A 15,882-nucleotide genomic window follows, 5' to 3' on the forward strand; every position below is an offset into this window, starting at 1 on the left:
CGCGGAGTAACTTGTGATGCTGATAATCTTGTTGACTATCAGTCTGACTCCACAAGCACCCACACGAATTGCTTGATTCAGTTGTTAAAGAGCGGTTGGTTTAGCTTTCGCTGAACCGAGGCGCGCACTCTACAGCAGCCTCTGTTGCTGTCAAGCGGTTATTTTAAGATGTTTTCAAAGTTTCCTCTGTAACATCAACCACTTGCGCTTTCGATCTCTCGTTAGCGGGAGGAGAATTCTACAGCGTTACACGCTGCTGTCAACACCTCATTTCCTGCTTCGATGACTTGAAGCTGACACTGCCGAAAACCAATCCAACTCATTGAAACTCAAGGAGTTTTCCGTTTCGACTGCGCCGGAAGTGGGCGAATTATAGGCCGTTACAGATCTGAGTCAAGGGTTAATTTTGGCGCTAGCAGCTGATACTGTTTTCTTCCTATATAGACGCGGAATTCGCCTCGTAACAGCGGGTATTCTTAGCATCAACAAGCACACACCTATAAAGGCGTAAACCGACCATTCCTTGAGGTCCGCTCGAACAATCCAAAGCATATGCAGCAATCCCAACCCAACAACCCCATACACCAAGCGATGGAGCTTCTTCCAGCGCGCGCCCAGCCGCCGTTGACTGTAACGATTTGAAGTTACCGCCAAGGCCAGCAAACACAAGAAGCCCAGAGCGCCGACAATAATGTAGGGCCGCTTGCGCAACTCCACACCCAGCTGTGACCAGTCAAACCCCAGAACGAAAGTCAAATAGGCACACAGGTGCAAAACCACATAAGCAAAACACCAGAGCCCTATCTGACGACGCACTGCAATCCAGCCTGGCCACCCCGTGAGCTTCTGCATCGGCGTCATGCTCAGTGTTACCAATAGCAGAATCAGCGCACCCAACCCTAACCGATCAACCAGTACCTTTCCCGGATCCGGGCCCAATGCAAAGATCCATGCCTCGTAAAGCCAATACACAGGCCACATGGCCGCTGCCGCGAAGACGCCTATGCGCCAAGCAAGAAACTTCATCAATAGTTCTTCCGCAAATCGAGACCAGCATATAAAGACGCCACCTCGTCCGCGTAACCGTTAAACATCTGGGTATCGCGCACATTAGGACTGAACAGACCGCTCGGCAGACGCCGCTCACGCGCCTGCGTCCATCGCGGGTGATCGACTTGAGGATTCACATTTGCATAAAAGCCGTACTCATCCGCAGCGATGCTCTGCCAAGTGGTTTTCGGCTGTTGCTCCACCAGACTGATTCTCACAATGGACTTCACACTTTTAAAACCGTACTTCCAAGGCACTATCAAACGTAGCGGGGCTCCGTTCTGATTCGGTAATTCACGCCCATACATGCCCACCGCCAATATCGCCAGCGGATTCATCGCCTCATCCAAACGCAACCCCTCTACATAGGGCCAATCAATCAATGCAAAACCCGAACGCTGCCCCGGCATGACCTTGGGATCCTGCAAGGTTTCAAAGCGTATGTACTTGGCTTTCGATGTCGGCTCCACCTGTTTAAGCAATGCCGAAATGGGAAAGCCCATCCATGGAATGACCATAGACCAGGCCTCTACGCAACGCAGGCGATAAACCCGCTCTTCTAACTGATAAGGCTTCATAAAGTCTTCAAGGGCATAACGACCCGGCTTGCCCACCTCCCCATCCACGACCACTGTCCAGGGTTCGGTTTTCAAGGCGCCAGCATTCTGCGCCGGGTCACCCTTGTCGGTCCCGAACTCATAGAAGTTGTTGTAGTGAGTGGCGTCCTTGAAAGGCGTGATCGCCTCCCCGGTAACCGCGACCGCCTGCCACTTGGTCTGCGGGAGCTTATCGGTGAACCAGGCCGGTGCCCTGCCCGGCTCGACATCCGCGTAGCGCACGGCATCTTCGGCACTGGCCCAGCGCGGTAGCGCGCCCGCAGCCATTGCGGCTAGCGAACTGCCAAGTAATGCACGACGGGATAAATAGAAGGATTCAGGCGTAACGTCCGACTCTTTACAGTCGGACGCCTTAGGCAGCTTGATAAGCATGACAACTCCGCAGTATTGGAGGGCTGATGCACCAATAGACTACGGAGTATGAGAGAAATTACATCACTCGGCGTTTTTGTTACGGCGCAAACGCAACAAGTACTGGATGGGACCCGATGCCGCATACGCCAGGAATGCCAGCAGCAGAATGCGCGGCGGATCGCTGAAGACAACAGCAAACACCAATACCACCGCAAGGATGGCGACAAAAGGAACGCGCCCCTTCAAGTCCAGCTCTTTGAAGCTGTTGTACTTGATATTGCTAACCATCAGCATGCCAGCAGCAGCCACCAGCAACGCAACCAGGAACGACATTTTCGAACCCTGGATCCCGTAATCACTGAATGCCCAGACAATACCCGCCACGACGCCAGCAGCAGCCGGGCTGGCCAGACCGATGAAATAGCGCTTATCCGCTTTACCCACCTGGGTGTTAAAACGCGCCAGACGTAACGCGGCACCCGCGACGTAGATGAAAGCCACCATCCATCCGACTTTGCCCATATCACCCAGTGCCCAGCCAAAAGCCAGCAATGCCGGAGCTACACCAAAAGCAACCATGTCCGACAAGGAATCGTACTCGGCGCCAAAAGCACTTTCAGTATTGGTCATACGGGCTACGCGACCATCGAGACCATCCAGCACCATTGCGACAAAAATCGCGATAGCCGCAAACGCAAAATACTTGCTTGCTCCTGCAGCATCACCCGCGCTCATCGCGCTTTGAGCACTCATGGAGCTGATGATTGAATAAAAACCGGCGAACAGGTTCGCGGTGGTGAAAAGATTCGGCAGCAGATAGATACCACGATGCCGGACTTTGCGGCCTTCGGCGTCATGCCCTTCTTCGACATGCTCATCGATAGGCAGCAGGCTATCGGCGTCTGAAGCCGCTTTTGGCTCTTCGGGACGTTCGCTCATGGACATTACCTTGCAACGATATGGAAAGTTTCGGTAGAAGCTTGGGGCCAACACACACCCGCAAACGATCCTGCTTTATACCAGAAGCGGCCGCTTAAACGAAAAAACGCGGCCTAGGCCGCGTTTTTTCTACAGGTTTGAAGCTTAGTTCTTGGCTTGGTCGACGATTTTGTTCGCGCCGATCCAAGGCATCATCGAACGCAATTGCCCGCCGATGATTTCGATACCGTGAGCGGCGTTGTTACGACGCTTAGCAGTCATCGATGGGTAGCCAGTAGCACCTTCGGTGATGAACATCTTCGCGTATTCACCATCTTGAATGCGCTTCAGAGCATTACGCATTGCCTGACGGGACTCAGCGTTGATCACTTCCGGACCCGTTACATACTCACCGTACTCGGCGTTGTTGGAGATCGAGTAGTTCATGTTGGCGATGCCGCCTTCGTACATGAGGTCAACGATCAGCTTCAACTCGTGCAAGCACTCGAAGTAAGCCATTTCTGGCGCGTAACCAGCTTCAACCAGTGTCTCGAAACCGGCTTTAACCAGCTCGACAGTACCACCACACAGAACAGCCTGCTCGCCGAACAGGTCGGTTTCAGTTTCGTCTTTGAACGTGGTTTCGATGATGCCGGTACGACCGCCACCAACACCCGCGGCGTAAGACAAGGCTACGTTTTTGGCGTTGCCCGAAGCGTCCTGATAGATCGCGATCAGGTCAGGAATGCCACCGCCTTTTACGAACTCGGAGCGCACGGTGTGACCCGGTGCTTTTGGCGCGATCATGATCACGTCAAGGTCAGCACGCGGTACGACCTGGTTGTAGTGAATCGCGAAGCCGTGGGAGAAAGCCAGTGTGGCTCCCTTCTTGATGTTCGGCTCGATTTCGTCCTTGTACAGTGCCGACTGGAACTCGTCCGGGGTCAGAATCATGACCAAATCTGCAGCGGCAACAGCGCTTGCAACGTCAGTTACTTTCAGGCCGTGAGCCTCAGCCTTGGCGACAGTGGCCGAACCTTTACGCAGACCAACAGTAACGTCAACGCCGGAGTCTTTCAGGTTGCAGGCTTGGGCGTGACCCTGGGAGCCGTAACCGATAATGGCTACTTTTTTGCCCTGGATGATCGAAAGGTCGCAGTCTTTGTCGTAATAAACTTTCATGATTTTCCCTTATATCCAGGCCATTCAGGCCAATTAGCATTTGTTAGTTTTAGATGCTGAGTACTTTGTCGCCACGGGCAATCCCGGTGACGCCACTGCGAACTGTTTCCAGGATCGAGGCAGTCCCAATCGACTGGATGAAACTGTCGAGCTTCTCGCTGGTGCCTGTCAACTGCACGGTATACACACTGGCGCTGACATCCACGATCTGCCCACGAAATATATCCGTGGTACGTTTGATTTCTGCGCGCTGTGCACCTGTTGCCTTGACCTTGACCAGCATCAGTTCACGCTCGATGTGAGCACTTTCCGACAGATCAACCAGCTTGACCACTTCGATCAGCTTGTTAAGGTTTTTAGTGATCTGCTCGATCACTTCATCATGCCCCACGGTGGTCAGCGTCAAACGCGACAAGGTCGGGTCTTCAGTTGGCGCCACAGTCAGGCTTTCGATGTTGTAGTTACGTTGCGAAAAAAGCCCAACAACGCGAGACAAGGCGCCCGGTTCGTTTTCAAGAAGCAAGGAAATAATGTGCCGCATGATTAAGTACGCTCCGTCTTGCTCAGCCACATGTCGCGCATGGAGCCATCTTTGATCTGCATCGGATAAACGTGCTCACTGGTATCGACCTGAATATCCAGGAACACCAGACGATCCTTCATGGCAAAAGCTTCTTCCATCTTGGGCTTCAGGTCTTTCAGATCAGTGATCCGAATACCTACATGCCCATAAGCCTCAGCCAGCTTGACGAAGTCAGGCAGCGATTCCATGTACGAGTGCGAGTGGCGACTGCCGTAGTTCATGTCCTGCCACTGACGCACCATACCGAGCACGCCGTTGTTGAGGCTGACAATTTTTACGGGCAGACCGTACTGCAAACACGTCGACAATTCCTGAATGTTCATCTGAATACTGCCCTCGCCTGTTACACAGGCAACGTCAGCATCAGGGAAGCTCAGTTTTACCCCCATCGCAGCCGGGAAACCGAACCCCATCGTGCCCAGGCCGCCAGAGTTGATCCAGCGATTCGGCTTGTTGAAGCGGTAGTACTGGGCCGCAAACATTTGATGCTGACCCACATCGGACGTTACATAAGCATCGCCCTTGGTCACTTCGCACAGCATCTCGATAACAGCCTGAGGCTTGATCTTGCTGCCGTCGCCCTTGTCATAAGGGAACAAGCCGCGATCACCACGCCACTCGTCGATTTGCTTCCACCAGCTGGCAACCGCCTCGGCATTCGGCTTCTCGCCAATATCCTTGAGGATTGCAACCATTTCGGTCAACACGCTCTCTACCGGACCTACAATCGGAACATCTGCCTTGATGGTCTTGGAGATAGATGCCGGGTCGATATCGATGTGGATAATCTTGGCGTTAGGACAGAACTTGGACGGACCGTTGATTACACGATCATCAAAGCGCGCACCTACTGCCAGGATTACATCAGCGTTATGCATGGTCATGTTGGCAGTGAAGCTGCCGTGCATACCAAGCATGCCCACAAACTGACGGTCAGTGCCAGGGTATGCGCCCAGGCCCATCAGCGTATTGGTTACCGGTACGTTGAGCATTTTTGCAAGCTCGGTCAGCGGTGCCGAACCGCCACCCAAAATAACGCCGCCGCCTGCATAGAGCACAGGGCGCTTGGCCGCCAGAAGCATCTCTGCCGCCTTGCGAATCTGGCCAGAGTGACCACGCAAGGCCGGGCTGTAAGAACGCAACTTGGCTTTTTTCGGGAAAACGTATTCGAACTTCTCGGCCGGGTTGGTCATGTCTTTCGGGATATCGACCACAACCGGACCTGGACGGCCGGATTGAGCGAGGTAGAACGCCTTTTTCATGACCTCAGGGATTTCCGAAGCATGCTTGATCATAAAGCTGTGCTTCACGATGGGCCGGGAGATACCGATCATGTCGGTTTCCTGGAAAGCATCCGTTCCGACCATGGTGCTAGGCACCTGACCAGAAATGATCACCATCGGAATGGAATCCATGTAGGCAGTGGCAATACCGGTAATGGCGTTGGTAGCACCTGGCCCGGAAGTGACCAGTACTACACCGGCCTTACCCGTTGCACGAGCGTAGCCGTCAGCCATATGAGTAGCAGCTTGTTCGTGGCGAACCAGGATGTGGGTAACTTCCGGTTCCTTGAACAGTGCGTCGTAGACATGCAGCAGAGCACCACCAGGGTACCCGTAGATATATTTGACACCTTCGTCGCGCAAAAAGCGCACGAGCATCTCACCGCCAGATAAAAGCTCCACGTTGTTCACCTCTAAAACGCCAGAATACCGTCCACTAAAATGCGAACGGGTCTTAATAGGTTTACTTTTCAGCAGAGCATGAGCGACGGTGGTCGCCGACTACGTCAGCACTGACTGAGCAAGTATTGGGAGCTCCCCAAGTGTTGCGGGGTTTTCCCACCCAGCGCGAGGTAACGCGTTGCGGGTGTTGCAGGTCGGCGCGGGTGTGCGCCTCATGATCTGCTGAGAGGGTCTGCTTCTGGCAGTCCCTCTACAGCGGGACTTCGATTCTTGTCATTAGGCCTGCCCAAGTCAAGCCATCTATGAGATTTATTTTCATAAATTGACAGGAACGCACAAAAAAACGCGCGAATTGACAGAAACTGACAAGAAAATGAATGGCTGCCAGCAAAAACTGGCAGCCATGACCTCAAGCGGAGGGGCTGATCAACTGATCAAAACCTTCAAAATGCTTGAGCAACGGCTTCCAGTTCCCGCGACGCTGAGCAAAAACCTGGTCAGCCATATGCCGAATACCGGAAACATTCGGCAGTGGCTGACCCTGTTCAACAATGACTTTCATCTTCGGCAGAAAGATCCACTGCACCCACAGCTCAAAGTCGAGCCGGTCGACGCTGAACGGCTCCAGACTGGACAAGTCGTGCTCCGTGGGAGTCTTGTCGCTCCACAGCCCCTGCGTGCGCATTTCCTGTTCGATCAGCAACAAGAACTCGGCAACTTCAGGAGTACGGGCATCCATAACCATCAGAGGCTCACCTTGGCTTTTTGACGGGCCAGAGCAGCGCCTGCTGCATCGCCTTGTTTCTCACGTGCCTGAGCGATCAAGCCCCACAAGCTGGCTTGCAGGTCCGGACGGCCATTGGCAAACGTCAGACCTCGACGGGCAAACTGCTCCGCCTGGGCGGCGTCACCTTGAGCCATACGCACTTGCGCCAGGCGATAGAGTACCTGCGGCTCACGAGGTGCCACGCGCTGAGCACGCTCAAGACTCGACGAAGCGCCATTCAAGTCACCGCTCGACTGCTGCTGCTGAGCGGTGGTGAGCAACGCCAGCACCGGACCATCCAGCTGCTCGTCGGCAGCCAGAGCGCCGCTGTTGTTCGATGGAATACCGCTTGGGGTAATCGGCGCCGGAGCGCTGTAGGTATTACTCGGTGTATAGCTACCCGTGCTGATGGGCGCTGCCGCCGGGCCGGGGGTAATCGGCCCGGGCGTGAAAGGCTGGGTGCTGATCGGCGTCGACACGCTCGCAGCTCCGCCCGGGATCATCACCACAACTCCCGAATCCTCGGTAATCGTGCGGGCCTGAGCTGCACGCGGTGCGGTGGCCTGTGGATAATTTCCAGCCGTTCGCTGGGCCGAAACACGTTCGTTATTCGACACCGCCACACCAGAGTCGACCACAGGGATCGAACCCTGTGGCACGCTGGCACAACCATTGAGCAAAGCCAGGGCTGAAACAGCCGCAATCCACAACTTATTCACGTAAAACCCTCTTAGCTTAATTCAACCAGCCCTTGACCCAATCCATCACGGCCTCACCTGAAGCAGGCTCTTGCCCGCCACAACTGGCCCCTGCTGGCGGCTCACTGCCGCGAATATACGGCATCTGTACCGCGCCAGGGCAGCCGGCATCAGATCCTTGCCCCGTATGCGGATCAATCCAGGCCTGAACGATGTTATCGGGCTGAGGCATATCGAGCGGCAGCGGGTCAGCCTTCTTCATGAAGCTGGTCCACACCTGCAGTGCTCCGGTTGCGCCGGTAAAAGGCGTTTTGCCGTTGTCGTCGCGACCCAACCAGACCACCGCCAGCAAGTCCTGGCTAAACCCTGCAAACCAGCTGTCACGCGAATCGTTACTGGTACCGGTCTTACCAGCCAATGCGAGGTTCCTGGGCAGCACGTTATAAACCGAACGTCCTGTACCTTCGCGCATCACATGCTGCATCGCATTCTGGATCAGGAAAATGGAGCCCGGATCGAAGCGTTGCTGAATCTGGAACGGATAACGTTTCAGCGGCTCCCCCTCGGCGGTCAGTACGCTGCGAATTCCGCGCATCGGCGTATTAAAGCCGCCGTTGGCCAAGGTCTGATACATCGTCGCCACTTCCATCGGGCTCAATGCACCGGCACCCAGCAACATGGACGGGAATGCCGGGAACTGACGCTCTACCCCCAGTCGCGCCAAGGTCTTGAGCACGTTGGGCACACCCACTTCCTGCCCCAGCCTTACCGTACCGAGGTTGTAGGAGTTCATCATGGACTGGTAGAGAAAAACCGTACCGTGAGAGCGACGGTCATAGTTCTGAGGCTTCCAGACCTGACCGTCAGCACCTTTGATCGACAGCGGATCATCCGACAGCCAACTGGTCAGCGTGTACTGACTTGGCCGTTCAAGCGCCGTGAGATACACCGCAGGTTTGATCAACGAACCAATAGGCCGTACCGCATCAAGCGCACGGTTAAAGCCTGCAAAGCGCGGTGCACGACTGCCGATCAGAGCCTGAACCTCGCCGGTTTCCGGATTAGTGACCACCATTGCGGCTTCCACTTCATCCGAACCCTTGCGCCCGGTCAGACGTTTGAAGGTCTCACCCATTGCGGCTTCAGACTTCATCTGCAGGATCGGGTCGAAGCTGGTGAAAATCCTCAACCCCTCTTCGGTCAAGTCTTCATCGCGATAGTCTTCACGTAACTGGCGCTTGACCAGGTCCAGGAAACCCGGGAAGGAACTGTCTGCCAGGCTACCGCGCGTGGTCACGCCCAATGGCATTTTTTTCGCCGCAGCCACTTGCTCGGGCGTTGCAACGCCTTGTTGCTCCAGCAAATCGAGCACCAGGTTACGCCGTACCAGCGCCCGCTCGGGATTACGACGCGGGTTATAAGAAGATGGCCCTTTGACCATCCCCACCAACAACGCCACCTGATGCAACTTGAGTTCGGCCAGCGGCTGACTGAAGAAGAACTGGCTGGCGAGGCCAAAGCCATGCACGGCGCGCTGCCCGTCCTGACCGACAAACACTTCGTTGAGATACGCCTCAAGGATTTCGCGCTTGTCGTAATGCATTTCCAGCAGCAACGCCATCATCGCCTCAGTTAGCTTGCGACTAAGGCTGCGCTCGTTGGTCAGATAGAAGTTCTTGACCAGCTGTTGAGTCAGGGTACTGCCGCCCTGGCGCATTTGCCCGGATGACGTATTAACCCACATGGCACGGGCAATCGACTTCGGCGACACCCCAAAGTGATGATAAAAATCGCGGTCTTCTACTGTTACCAGCGTTTCAAGCAGAAACGGCGGCACTTGATCGATATTGATCAGGATCCGGTCTTCAAGATTTTTCGGATACAGGCCACCGATCAGCAACGGCTCAAGACGCACTACAGGCAGCTTGGAACCATTGGTCGATGAAAGCTCTGCTACATAGTCGCCAGAGAAACGCACACGAACCGGCTGTGCCTGTTCGGCACCTTCATAAAACTGGAAGCCACGTGTATTGAGGTCGACTGTGTTGCCACTGACCGCAGCAGCTCCAGGACCATTGACCACGCTTTCACGGCGATAGCCCAGCGCATCGAGTTCCGTCAGGAAGTCGTTCTTGCTCAGCTTCTGGCCGACGAACAGCTCAAGCGGCCGGGCATACACCTTGGCCGGGATTGTCCAACGCTTGCCGGAGAACTTCTCCTGCACGATGGCATCCAGATAGACGGCAAAACCTGCCAGCACCACCAGACCGACCAGACTGAGCTTGATTGCCCAGCCCAGCCAGGGCCTAAGGCCGCCAGAAGGACGTTTGGAACGAGAACGAGGAGATCGGGTACGAGTCATGGCGCGAGATTATACGCACTTTATTCATGTTCATCATGCGCAGCCCGGCGGTTTGCACTCCCGCTGTCAGCCGCCATAATGGCGCATCGAATTTTCCAGACCTTGAAGGATCAACCGTGAGCCAGAACCTGATTTCCGCCCTGCAAAACCCGGACCTCTACCCCCATGACGTCGATGGGTTTCAGGTTATCGAGACGCACATCTCCTGGGTCATACTTACTGGGCCATATGCCTATAAACTGAAGAAGCCCGTTAATTTTGGCTTCCTGGACTTCACGGAGCTCAGCGGGCGCGAACACTTCTGCAATGAAGAACTGCGCCTGAACCAGCGTCTGACCGAAGGCTTGTACCTCGACGTATTGCCGATCACCGGTACCGTCGAAGCGCCAGTACTGGGCGGCGAAGGCCCGGCCATCGAATATGTGCTCAAGATGCGTCAGTTCCCTCAAAGCCAATTACTGAGCACCTTGCAAGCCAACGGCGAACTCAATGCCGCCCATATCGACGAAATGGCTCAGCAAATCGCCCGCTTCCATGCTCAAGCCCCCCACGTCGATCTGGAGCACTACCAAGGCACTCCTGAGGCCGTGATGGACCCTGTCTGTCAGAACTTCGAGCAAATTCGCCCATTTCTTTCTGATAAAGCTGACCTGCTCCAACTGGACGCGCTCCAGGCCTGGGCAGAGGCCAGCTTTACTCGTCTCAAACCCCTGTTCGAGCAGCGCAAGGCGCAAGGATTTATCCGCGAATGCCACGGTGATATTCACTTGGGCAACGCCACGATGATCGATGGCAAGGTCGTTATCTTCGACTGCATCGAATTCAACGAGCCGTTCCGTTTTACCGATGTGTATGCCGACACTGCCTTCCTGGCGATGGACCTTGAAGACCGCGGCCTGAAGTCTCTGGCAAGACGCTTTGTCAGTCAGTACCTGGAACTGACTGGCGATTATCAGGGACTTGAGCTGCTGAACTTCTACAAAGCCTACCGCGCGCTGGTTCGCGCCAAAGTCAGCTTGTTCAGCATGCCTGCAGAAGCCAGCCCTGTTCAGCGCGCAGCTACATTGCGTCAGTACCGCAACTACGCCAACCTGGCCGAAAGCTACAGCACTATTCCTTCACGCTTCCTGACAATTACCCACGGTGTATCGGCTGTAGGCAAAAGTTCGGTAGCCATGCGCCTGGTTGAGGCTCTGGGGGCGATTCGCCTTCGCTCAGACGTTATCCGCAAGCAGTTGTTCGGTGAGCAGACCGCTGAAAACGCAGTAGGTGATGGCATTTATAATGCCGATGCCAGCGCTGCCACCTACAAAAAGCTGCATGAGCTGGCCGGTATCGTGCTGCGCGCAGGCTTTCCCGTCGTGATAGATGCCACCTACCTCAAGCGTGAGCAGCGTGATGCCGCTGCTCAAGTGGCAGAAGCCACCGGCGTACCTTGCCTGATCCTCGACTGCACCGCACCGGACGCCGTAATCGAAGGCTGGCTGGCCCATCGCAAGTCCATTGGCACCGACCCTTCTGACGCCACTCTGGAAGTCGTCAAGGCACAGCAAGCCAGTCGTGAAGCGCTGGGCGCCGATGAAATCCTGCGCAGCAAGTGTGTTGAAACCCACAACAGCAAAAGCCTCGACACCCTGATCGCTGATATTCGTCAGCGCTTGCCAGGCTTGTAGGAATTAGCGCTAGCCGTGAAACGCAATGGTTTCACGGCCCTGCAATAGTGGCACTATAATACTAGCATCACGCCAAGCCGGAGCCCCATCATGAGCCATCCAAAGCTGCTTGAGTCGGCGCTCTACGCACTGCTGCATAAAGACGATATCCGCGGGTTCAATCAACAGCGGCCATCCGGACACATCGACCTGCGCGGCGGAGACTTCCGCGGGCTGGATCTACGCGAGTTACAGGCTCAGGACGTGGATTTCTCCGATGGTTATTTTCGCTCAGCGGACCTGCGCGGCATTGATTTACGTACTGCGTGCATCGAAGGTGCCAGCCTAGCCCACGCACAAATTTCAGGTACCTACTTCCCGGTTGAGCTGACAGCGGATGAAATTCTGATGTCGGTTAACTTTGGTACTCGCCTGCGATACCGCACCAAATAGCACGAATACGACACTTGCCACGAGCAAGCCGTGCCTAGTTGGACCAGCCCCGTTTACGCAACACAAAGGCTCTACCCTGATCCCCACCCGTCACTGAACGTCAGAGCAAACCTCAGACATCAGTAGTCCTTTGTTCCAAAACCGACTAACGGACTGCGCTTTTCCTACTGAGCGCTACACTTCGTAGAATCACAATGTCCCGTAAACGCTGAGCTCACGCCGTCGCAAGGAGAGCTGATGAATGATGAACTCCAGCATTTGAAAAACCTTGGGAAGACCTCAGCGCAATGGCTTCACGCTGTTGGTATTCACAGCGCCTCGGACTTGAGACGTCTAGGGGCTGTTGATGCATATCGAGCAGTGAAGGCCAGGGGCTTCAGGGCTTCTAAAGTGCTTCTTTATGCGATTGAAGGGGCCCTGCTGGATGTGCACTGGAACGATATCCCCGCGCAGCGCAAAGAAGAACTGAACCAGCAGGTGGATCATCTGGCCGCGTTGAAAAAAGCCTGAAGAGATTCATTTCCGACACGCACGATAAACGGTAAAAAACAGTTGTTGACAGCGTAATGAGAATTGTTATGATTACGCCATCTGGTCGCGAGACCAGTCGATCTTCTGGAAGGCCCTTGGTTCGGACTCTCAGAAAATCTCCTCATCAGGCTAATCACGGTTATTTGACCCGGCTCTTGCCGGGTCTTTTTTTGCCTGTCAAAAACACCAGCCAAATGACTGCGTTACCGGCTCAACGAGCAATCACCATCGGACAACCCAGTTCCGGGTGAGGCTGCACCAACACGTCCAGACCAAATACGGCTTTTAACGCCTCCGGCTGCAGCACCACTTTTGGACAATCCAGTGCGCGGGGACGTCCCTCCTCAAGCAGCAACAACCGATCGCAATAACGTGCGGCCAGGTTCAGGTCATGCAGGATGATTAGGACCGCCGCGCCGCGATCCGCGAACGTCCGTATGGCCTTGAGCGTCGTGTGTTGATGCAATGGGTCGAGCATTGAGGTCGGCTCATCAAGCAACAGGGTATGCCCGCGCTGTCCTGGCCATAATTGCGCCAGCACCCTCGCCAGATGCACTCGCTGCCGTTCACCACCCGACAACGCCAGATAGCTGCGCCCCGCCAAATGCTCAACATCAGCCGCCTGCAACGCAGCGTGAATGATTTCTGAATCACGGGCGCGACCTGTCTGATGAGGCAGTCGCCCCATGCCCACGACTTCTTCGACACGAAAGGCGAAATCCAGGGTCGAGGTTTGCGGCAAGACGGCAAGACGCTGTGCCCGTTGCGCGCCCTTCCAGTGGCCCAGGGCGTGTTGACCAAGCCAGACCTGCCCCTCACTCGGCGTCAACTCCCCACACAACGCGGCCAGCAGTGTGCTTTTACCCGCTCCATTGGGCCCCAGCACACCCAACACTTCACCCGGACGGACATCTAGGGTGACATCCGCCAGCACGATTTTCTGATCGCGACGGATCTGCAGATTTTCCGCACGCAGCATCAGTGACGACCTCGCAGTAATAAGTAGAGGAAAAACGGTGCCCCCAGGAATGCAGTAACAATCCCGATCGGCAGCTCTGCAGGCGCCAGGACCAGTCGTGCAATCAGGTCGGCAAACAGCAATAGCGCCGCCCCTGCCAGCACGGAAGCCGGTAACAGCACTCGATGATCAGGCCCTGCCAGCAGTCGTACCAGATGTGGCACCACTAGCCCGATAAAACCGATCATGCCAGCTGCTGCCACTGCAGCCCCCACACCCAGCGCCGTACAAAACACCAGTTCGCGCTTCAGGCCTTCGACATCGATCCCCAGATGATTGGCTTCCGACTCTCCCAGCAACAGCGCATTGAGCGCATTAGCTCGGCGAGGCAACCATAAGGCAACACCCACGGTAACAATCAACAATGGCCACAAACGTGCGTAACTGGCGCCATTAAGACTACCCAGGTTCCAGAAGGTCAGCGTGCGCAATGTCGCGTCATCAGCCAGATAGGTAAACAGTCCGACTGCCGAGCCGGCCAATGCTGTCAGCGCAATGCCAGCGAGCAACATCACGGCGACATTGGTCTGACCGTTGCGTCGCCCCAGCCGATAGACCAGCGCCGTTACGCCCAGCCCTCCAAGGAACGCACACAACGACAGCAAATATGGCCCGATAAACTCTGGCAGCCCGCCAAAGGCAGTCCCGCCCACAATCGCAATCGCCGCACCCAAGGCTGCGCCGCTGGACACACCGACCAACCCGGGGTCGGCCAACGGGTTGCGGAACAACCCCTGCATGGCCACGCCCGACAACGCCAGCACACCGCCCACCGCCAGCCCCAGCAATGTACGAGGCAAACGAATCTGCCCCAGGATCAGCTCGGCCTGTTCCAGCCCTTCGCCAGGTATCGGTATGCCCAGCAACCTCAGTGCCGCGCGCAGGGTGTCAATCAACGGCAAGCTCACAGGCCCCAGCGCCAGCGATAGCCAGGTCGCCAACAGGCACAGGGCACTCAAGCCTATAAACAATGACCGGGGTTTAACCAGCGTCTTCATGGGTTCGCTGCAGCCGCGGGATAAAACTCAGCGGTCAGTTGCTTCAAGCTGGCCGGTAACCTTGGCCCCAGCCCACCCACCAACAACGTAGGGTCCAGTTCGTACACACGGCCATTTTTAGCGGCGCGAATAGACGCCAATACCGGGTTTTCCTTGAGCAGCGCCTTGCGTGCCGCCTCACCGGTCAAACTGCGATCGGCAAACACCAAGACCTCAGGATTGAGCCCCGCCAGGGCCTCCACTGAAAACGGCTTATAGCCGGTGTGGGTAGCAAGGTTCTGCCCGCCGGCTTGAGTCAGTAGCCAATCTGCAGCCGTGTCCTTGCCGGCTATCAACGGTTTACCGCCCGCGTGCCCCAACAACAAAAGTACCCCTGGCGCCTTGTGTCCGGCTTGTACCGTCTTGACCTGCTGCTGATGCTGCACAAGTTGCTGCTGATAGTCTGTGAACAGTTGCGCCGCTTGAGGCTCGTTACCCAACAAACGGCCCAAATGCTTCAGGGTCGCTTCAAGACTTGCTAGATCGGCCTGGGCCGAAAACATCTCGACCGGGACACCAGCACCGCGAATCTGCGCCAAAACAGGTGGCGGGCCCATCTCGTCAGTGCCGACCAGGATGTCCGGTTTAAGGCTCAGGATTCCCTCTGCCGAGAGCTGGCGCTGATAACCAATACTGGGCAGGGACTTAAGTGATGCAGGATGTTGGCTGGTGGTATCGACCCCAACCAATTTAGACTCCGCACCCAACGCGCTGACCCACTCTGAAAGTGCTCCGCCGGCGCTAACCCAGCGTTGTGGCAACTCGCCAGCCAGGCTGACATGACTGATCATAAGGCCTGTACAGAGCGTAATCAGGCGGGTACTCAGGCGCATACGGGGGCATTCCTTGAAAAAGAGGGCTCAACGGGACAAAGGTATTGTCACGCCGTGAAAACAGCACATCGCAGAGCAAGCCGCCATTTGATAATTGTTTGCATTTGCACGTCAACCTCTTAACCCGCTCTGGAACGCGTCAA

General features: G+C 55.7%; 14 protein-coding genes and 1 pseudogene. 3 read left to right on the top strand and 12 right to left on the bottom strand.

Annotated elements, in window-relative coordinates; translation table 11 throughout:
- Positions 1–393 precede the first annotated feature (393 nt).
- From msrQ to mrcB, 9 genes are all read right to left on the bottom strand, one after another.
- Complete coding sequence (gene msrQ / locus TU76_RS22385) at positions 394–1,026, bottom strand: protein-methionine-sulfoxide reductase heme-binding subunit MsrQ (protein WP_019825988.1); 633 nt, start codon at positions 1,024–1,026, stop codon at positions 394–396.
- On the bottom strand, positions 1,026–2,039 hold the full coding sequence (gene msrP, locus TU76_RS22390; protein WP_048352534.1) for a protein-methionine-sulfoxide reductase catalytic subunit MsrP: 1,014 nt from the start codon (positions 2,037–2,039) through the stop codon (positions 1,026–1,028). The genes msrQ and msrP overlap by 1 nt, the downstream gene beginning before the upstream one ends.
- Before the next feature lie 63 nt (positions 2,040–2,102).
- Positions 2,103–2,960, bottom strand: coding sequence for a CDP-diacylglycerol--serine O-phosphatidyltransferase (gene pssA / locus TU76_RS22395; RefSeq protein WP_019825985.1), 858 nt, complete (start codon positions 2,958–2,960; stop codon positions 2,103–2,105).
- A 144-nt stretch (positions 2,961–3,104) separates the two neighbouring features.
- Complete coding sequence (ilvC, locus tag TU76_RS22400; RefSeq protein ID WP_019825983.1) at positions 3,105–4,121, bottom strand: ketol-acid reductoisomerase; 1,017 nt, start codon at positions 4,119–4,121, stop codon at positions 3,105–3,107.
- A 49-nt stretch (positions 4,122–4,170) separates the two neighbouring features.
- Positions 4,171–4,662: an acetolactate synthase small subunit gene (gene ilvN, locus TU76_RS22405; protein WP_016783407.1), complete on the bottom strand. Its 492-nt coding sequence runs from the start codon at positions 4,660–4,662 to the stop codon at positions 4,171–4,173.
- A 2-nt stretch (positions 4,663–4,664) separates the two neighbouring features.
- On the bottom strand, positions 4,665–6,389 hold the full coding sequence (locus TU76_RS22410) for an acetolactate synthase 3 large subunit (protein ID WP_046810798.1): 1,725 nt from the start codon (positions 6,387–6,389) through the stop codon (positions 4,665–4,667).
- A 409-nt stretch (positions 6,390–6,798) separates the two neighbouring features.
- Entirely contained in the window at positions 6,799–7,128 is a 330-nt protein-coding gene (locus TU76_RS22415; protein ID WP_046810797.1) for a YqcC family protein, read from the bottom strand.
- 5 nt (positions 7,129–7,133) lie between these two features.
- On the bottom strand, positions 7,134–7,874 hold the full coding sequence (locus TU76_RS22420; RefSeq protein ID WP_019825977.1) for a tetratricopeptide repeat protein: 741 nt from the start codon (positions 7,872–7,874) through the stop codon (positions 7,134–7,136).
- Between the two features lie 16 nt (positions 7,875–7,890).
- Positions 7,891–10,215, bottom strand: coding sequence for a penicillin-binding protein 1B (gene mrcB / locus TU76_RS22425; RefSeq protein ID WP_019825975.1), 2,325 nt, complete (start codon positions 10,213–10,215; stop codon positions 7,891–7,893).
- 116 nt (positions 10,216–10,331) lie between these two features.
- On the opposite strand from mrcB, the gene TU76_RS22430 reads away from it, so the two are divergent.
- The 3 genes from TU76_RS22430 (at position 10,332) to TU76_RS22440 (ending at position 12,830) form a co-directional block, all read left to right on the top strand.
- Positions 10,332–11,888, top strand: coding sequence for a bifunctional aminoglycoside phosphotransferase/ATP-binding protein (locus TU76_RS22430; RefSeq protein WP_048352535.1), 1,557 nt, complete (start codon positions 10,332–10,334; stop codon positions 11,886–11,888).
- 90 nt (positions 11,889–11,978) lie between these two features.
- Positions 11,979–12,320: a pentapeptide repeat-containing protein gene (locus TU76_RS22435; protein ID WP_019825972.1), complete on the top strand. Its 342-nt coding sequence runs from the start codon at positions 11,979–11,981 to the stop codon at positions 12,318–12,320.
- Between the two features lie 237 nt (positions 12,321–12,557).
- Positions 12,558–12,830: a TfoX/Sxy family protein gene (locus tag TU76_RS22440; protein ID WP_019825970.1), complete on the top strand. Its 273-nt coding sequence runs from the start codon at positions 12,558–12,560 to the stop codon at positions 12,828–12,830.
- Positions 12,831–13,062: 232 nt separating this feature from the next.
- Here the strand turns inward: TU76_RS22440 and TU76_RS22445 are convergent.
- The 3 genes and pseudogenes from TU76_RS22445 to TU76_RS22455 form a co-directional block, all read right to left on the bottom strand.
- Positions 13,063–13,782 (bottom strand): annotated as a pseudogene (locus TU76_RS22445) (heme ABC transporter ATP-binding protein); the annotation flags it as partial.
- 47 nt (positions 13,783–13,829) lie between these two features.
- On the bottom strand, positions 13,830–14,813 hold the full coding sequence (locus TU76_RS22450; RefSeq protein ID WP_173667436.1) for a FecCD family ABC transporter permease: 984 nt from the start codon (positions 14,811–14,813) through the stop codon (positions 13,830–13,832).
- Between the two features lie 50 nt (positions 14,814–14,863).
- The gene (locus TU76_RS22455) at positions 14,864–15,739 is read right to left on the bottom strand and encodes a heme/hemin ABC transporter substrate-binding protein (protein ID WP_019825964.1); all 876 of its coding nucleotides are present in this window, start codon (positions 15,737–15,739) and stop codon (positions 14,864–14,866) included.
- Positions 15,740–15,882 lie beyond the last annotated feature (143 nt).

The sequence above is a fragment of the Pseudomonas psychrophila genome (genome assembly GCF_001043005.1).
GTDB classification, from domain to species: Bacteria; Pseudomonadota; Gammaproteobacteria; order Pseudomonadales; family Pseudomonadaceae; genus Aquipseudomonas; species Aquipseudomonas psychrophila.

Excerpts from the sequence above, each read along its gene's own strand:
- mrcB (WP_019825975.1), bottom strand. The coding sequence starts at position 10,215 with ATGACTCGTACCCGATCTCCTCGTTCTCGTTCCAAACGTCCTTCTGGC.
- ilvN (WP_016783407.1), bottom strand. The coding sequence starts at position 4,662 with ATGCGGCACATTATTTCCTTGCTTCTTGAAAACGAACCGGGCGCCTTG.
- ilvC (WP_019825983.1), bottom strand. The coding sequence starts at position 4,121 with ATGAAAGTTTATTACGACAAAGACTGCGACCTTTCGATCATCCAGGGC.
- TU76_RS22415 (WP_046810797.1), bottom strand. The coding sequence starts at position 7,128 with ATGGATGCCCGTACTCCTGAAGTTGCCGAGTTCTTGTTGCTGATCGAA.
- TU76_RS22435 (WP_019825972.1), top strand. The coding sequence starts at position 11,979 with ATGAGCCATCCAAAGCTGCTTGAGTCGGCGCTCTACGCACTGCTGCAT.
- msrQ (WP_019825988.1), bottom strand. The coding sequence starts at position 1,026 with ATGAAGTTTCTTGCTTGGCGCATAGGCGTCTTCGCGGCAGCGGCCATG.
- TU76_RS22440 (WP_019825970.1), top strand. The coding sequence starts at position 12,558 with ATGAATGATGAACTCCAGCATTTGAAAAACCTTGGGAAGACCTCAGCG.
- TU76_RS22455 (WP_019825964.1), bottom strand. The coding sequence starts at position 15,739 with ATGCGCCTGAGTACCCGCCTGATTACGCTCTGTACAGGCCTTATGATC.
- msrP (WP_048352534.1), bottom strand. The coding sequence starts at position 2,039 with ATGCTTATCAAGCTGCCTAAGGCGTCCGACTGTAAAGAGTCGGACGTT.
- pssA (WP_019825985.1), bottom strand. The coding sequence starts at position 2,960 with ATGAGCGAACGTCCCGAAGAGCCAAAAGCGGCTTCAGACGCCGATAGC.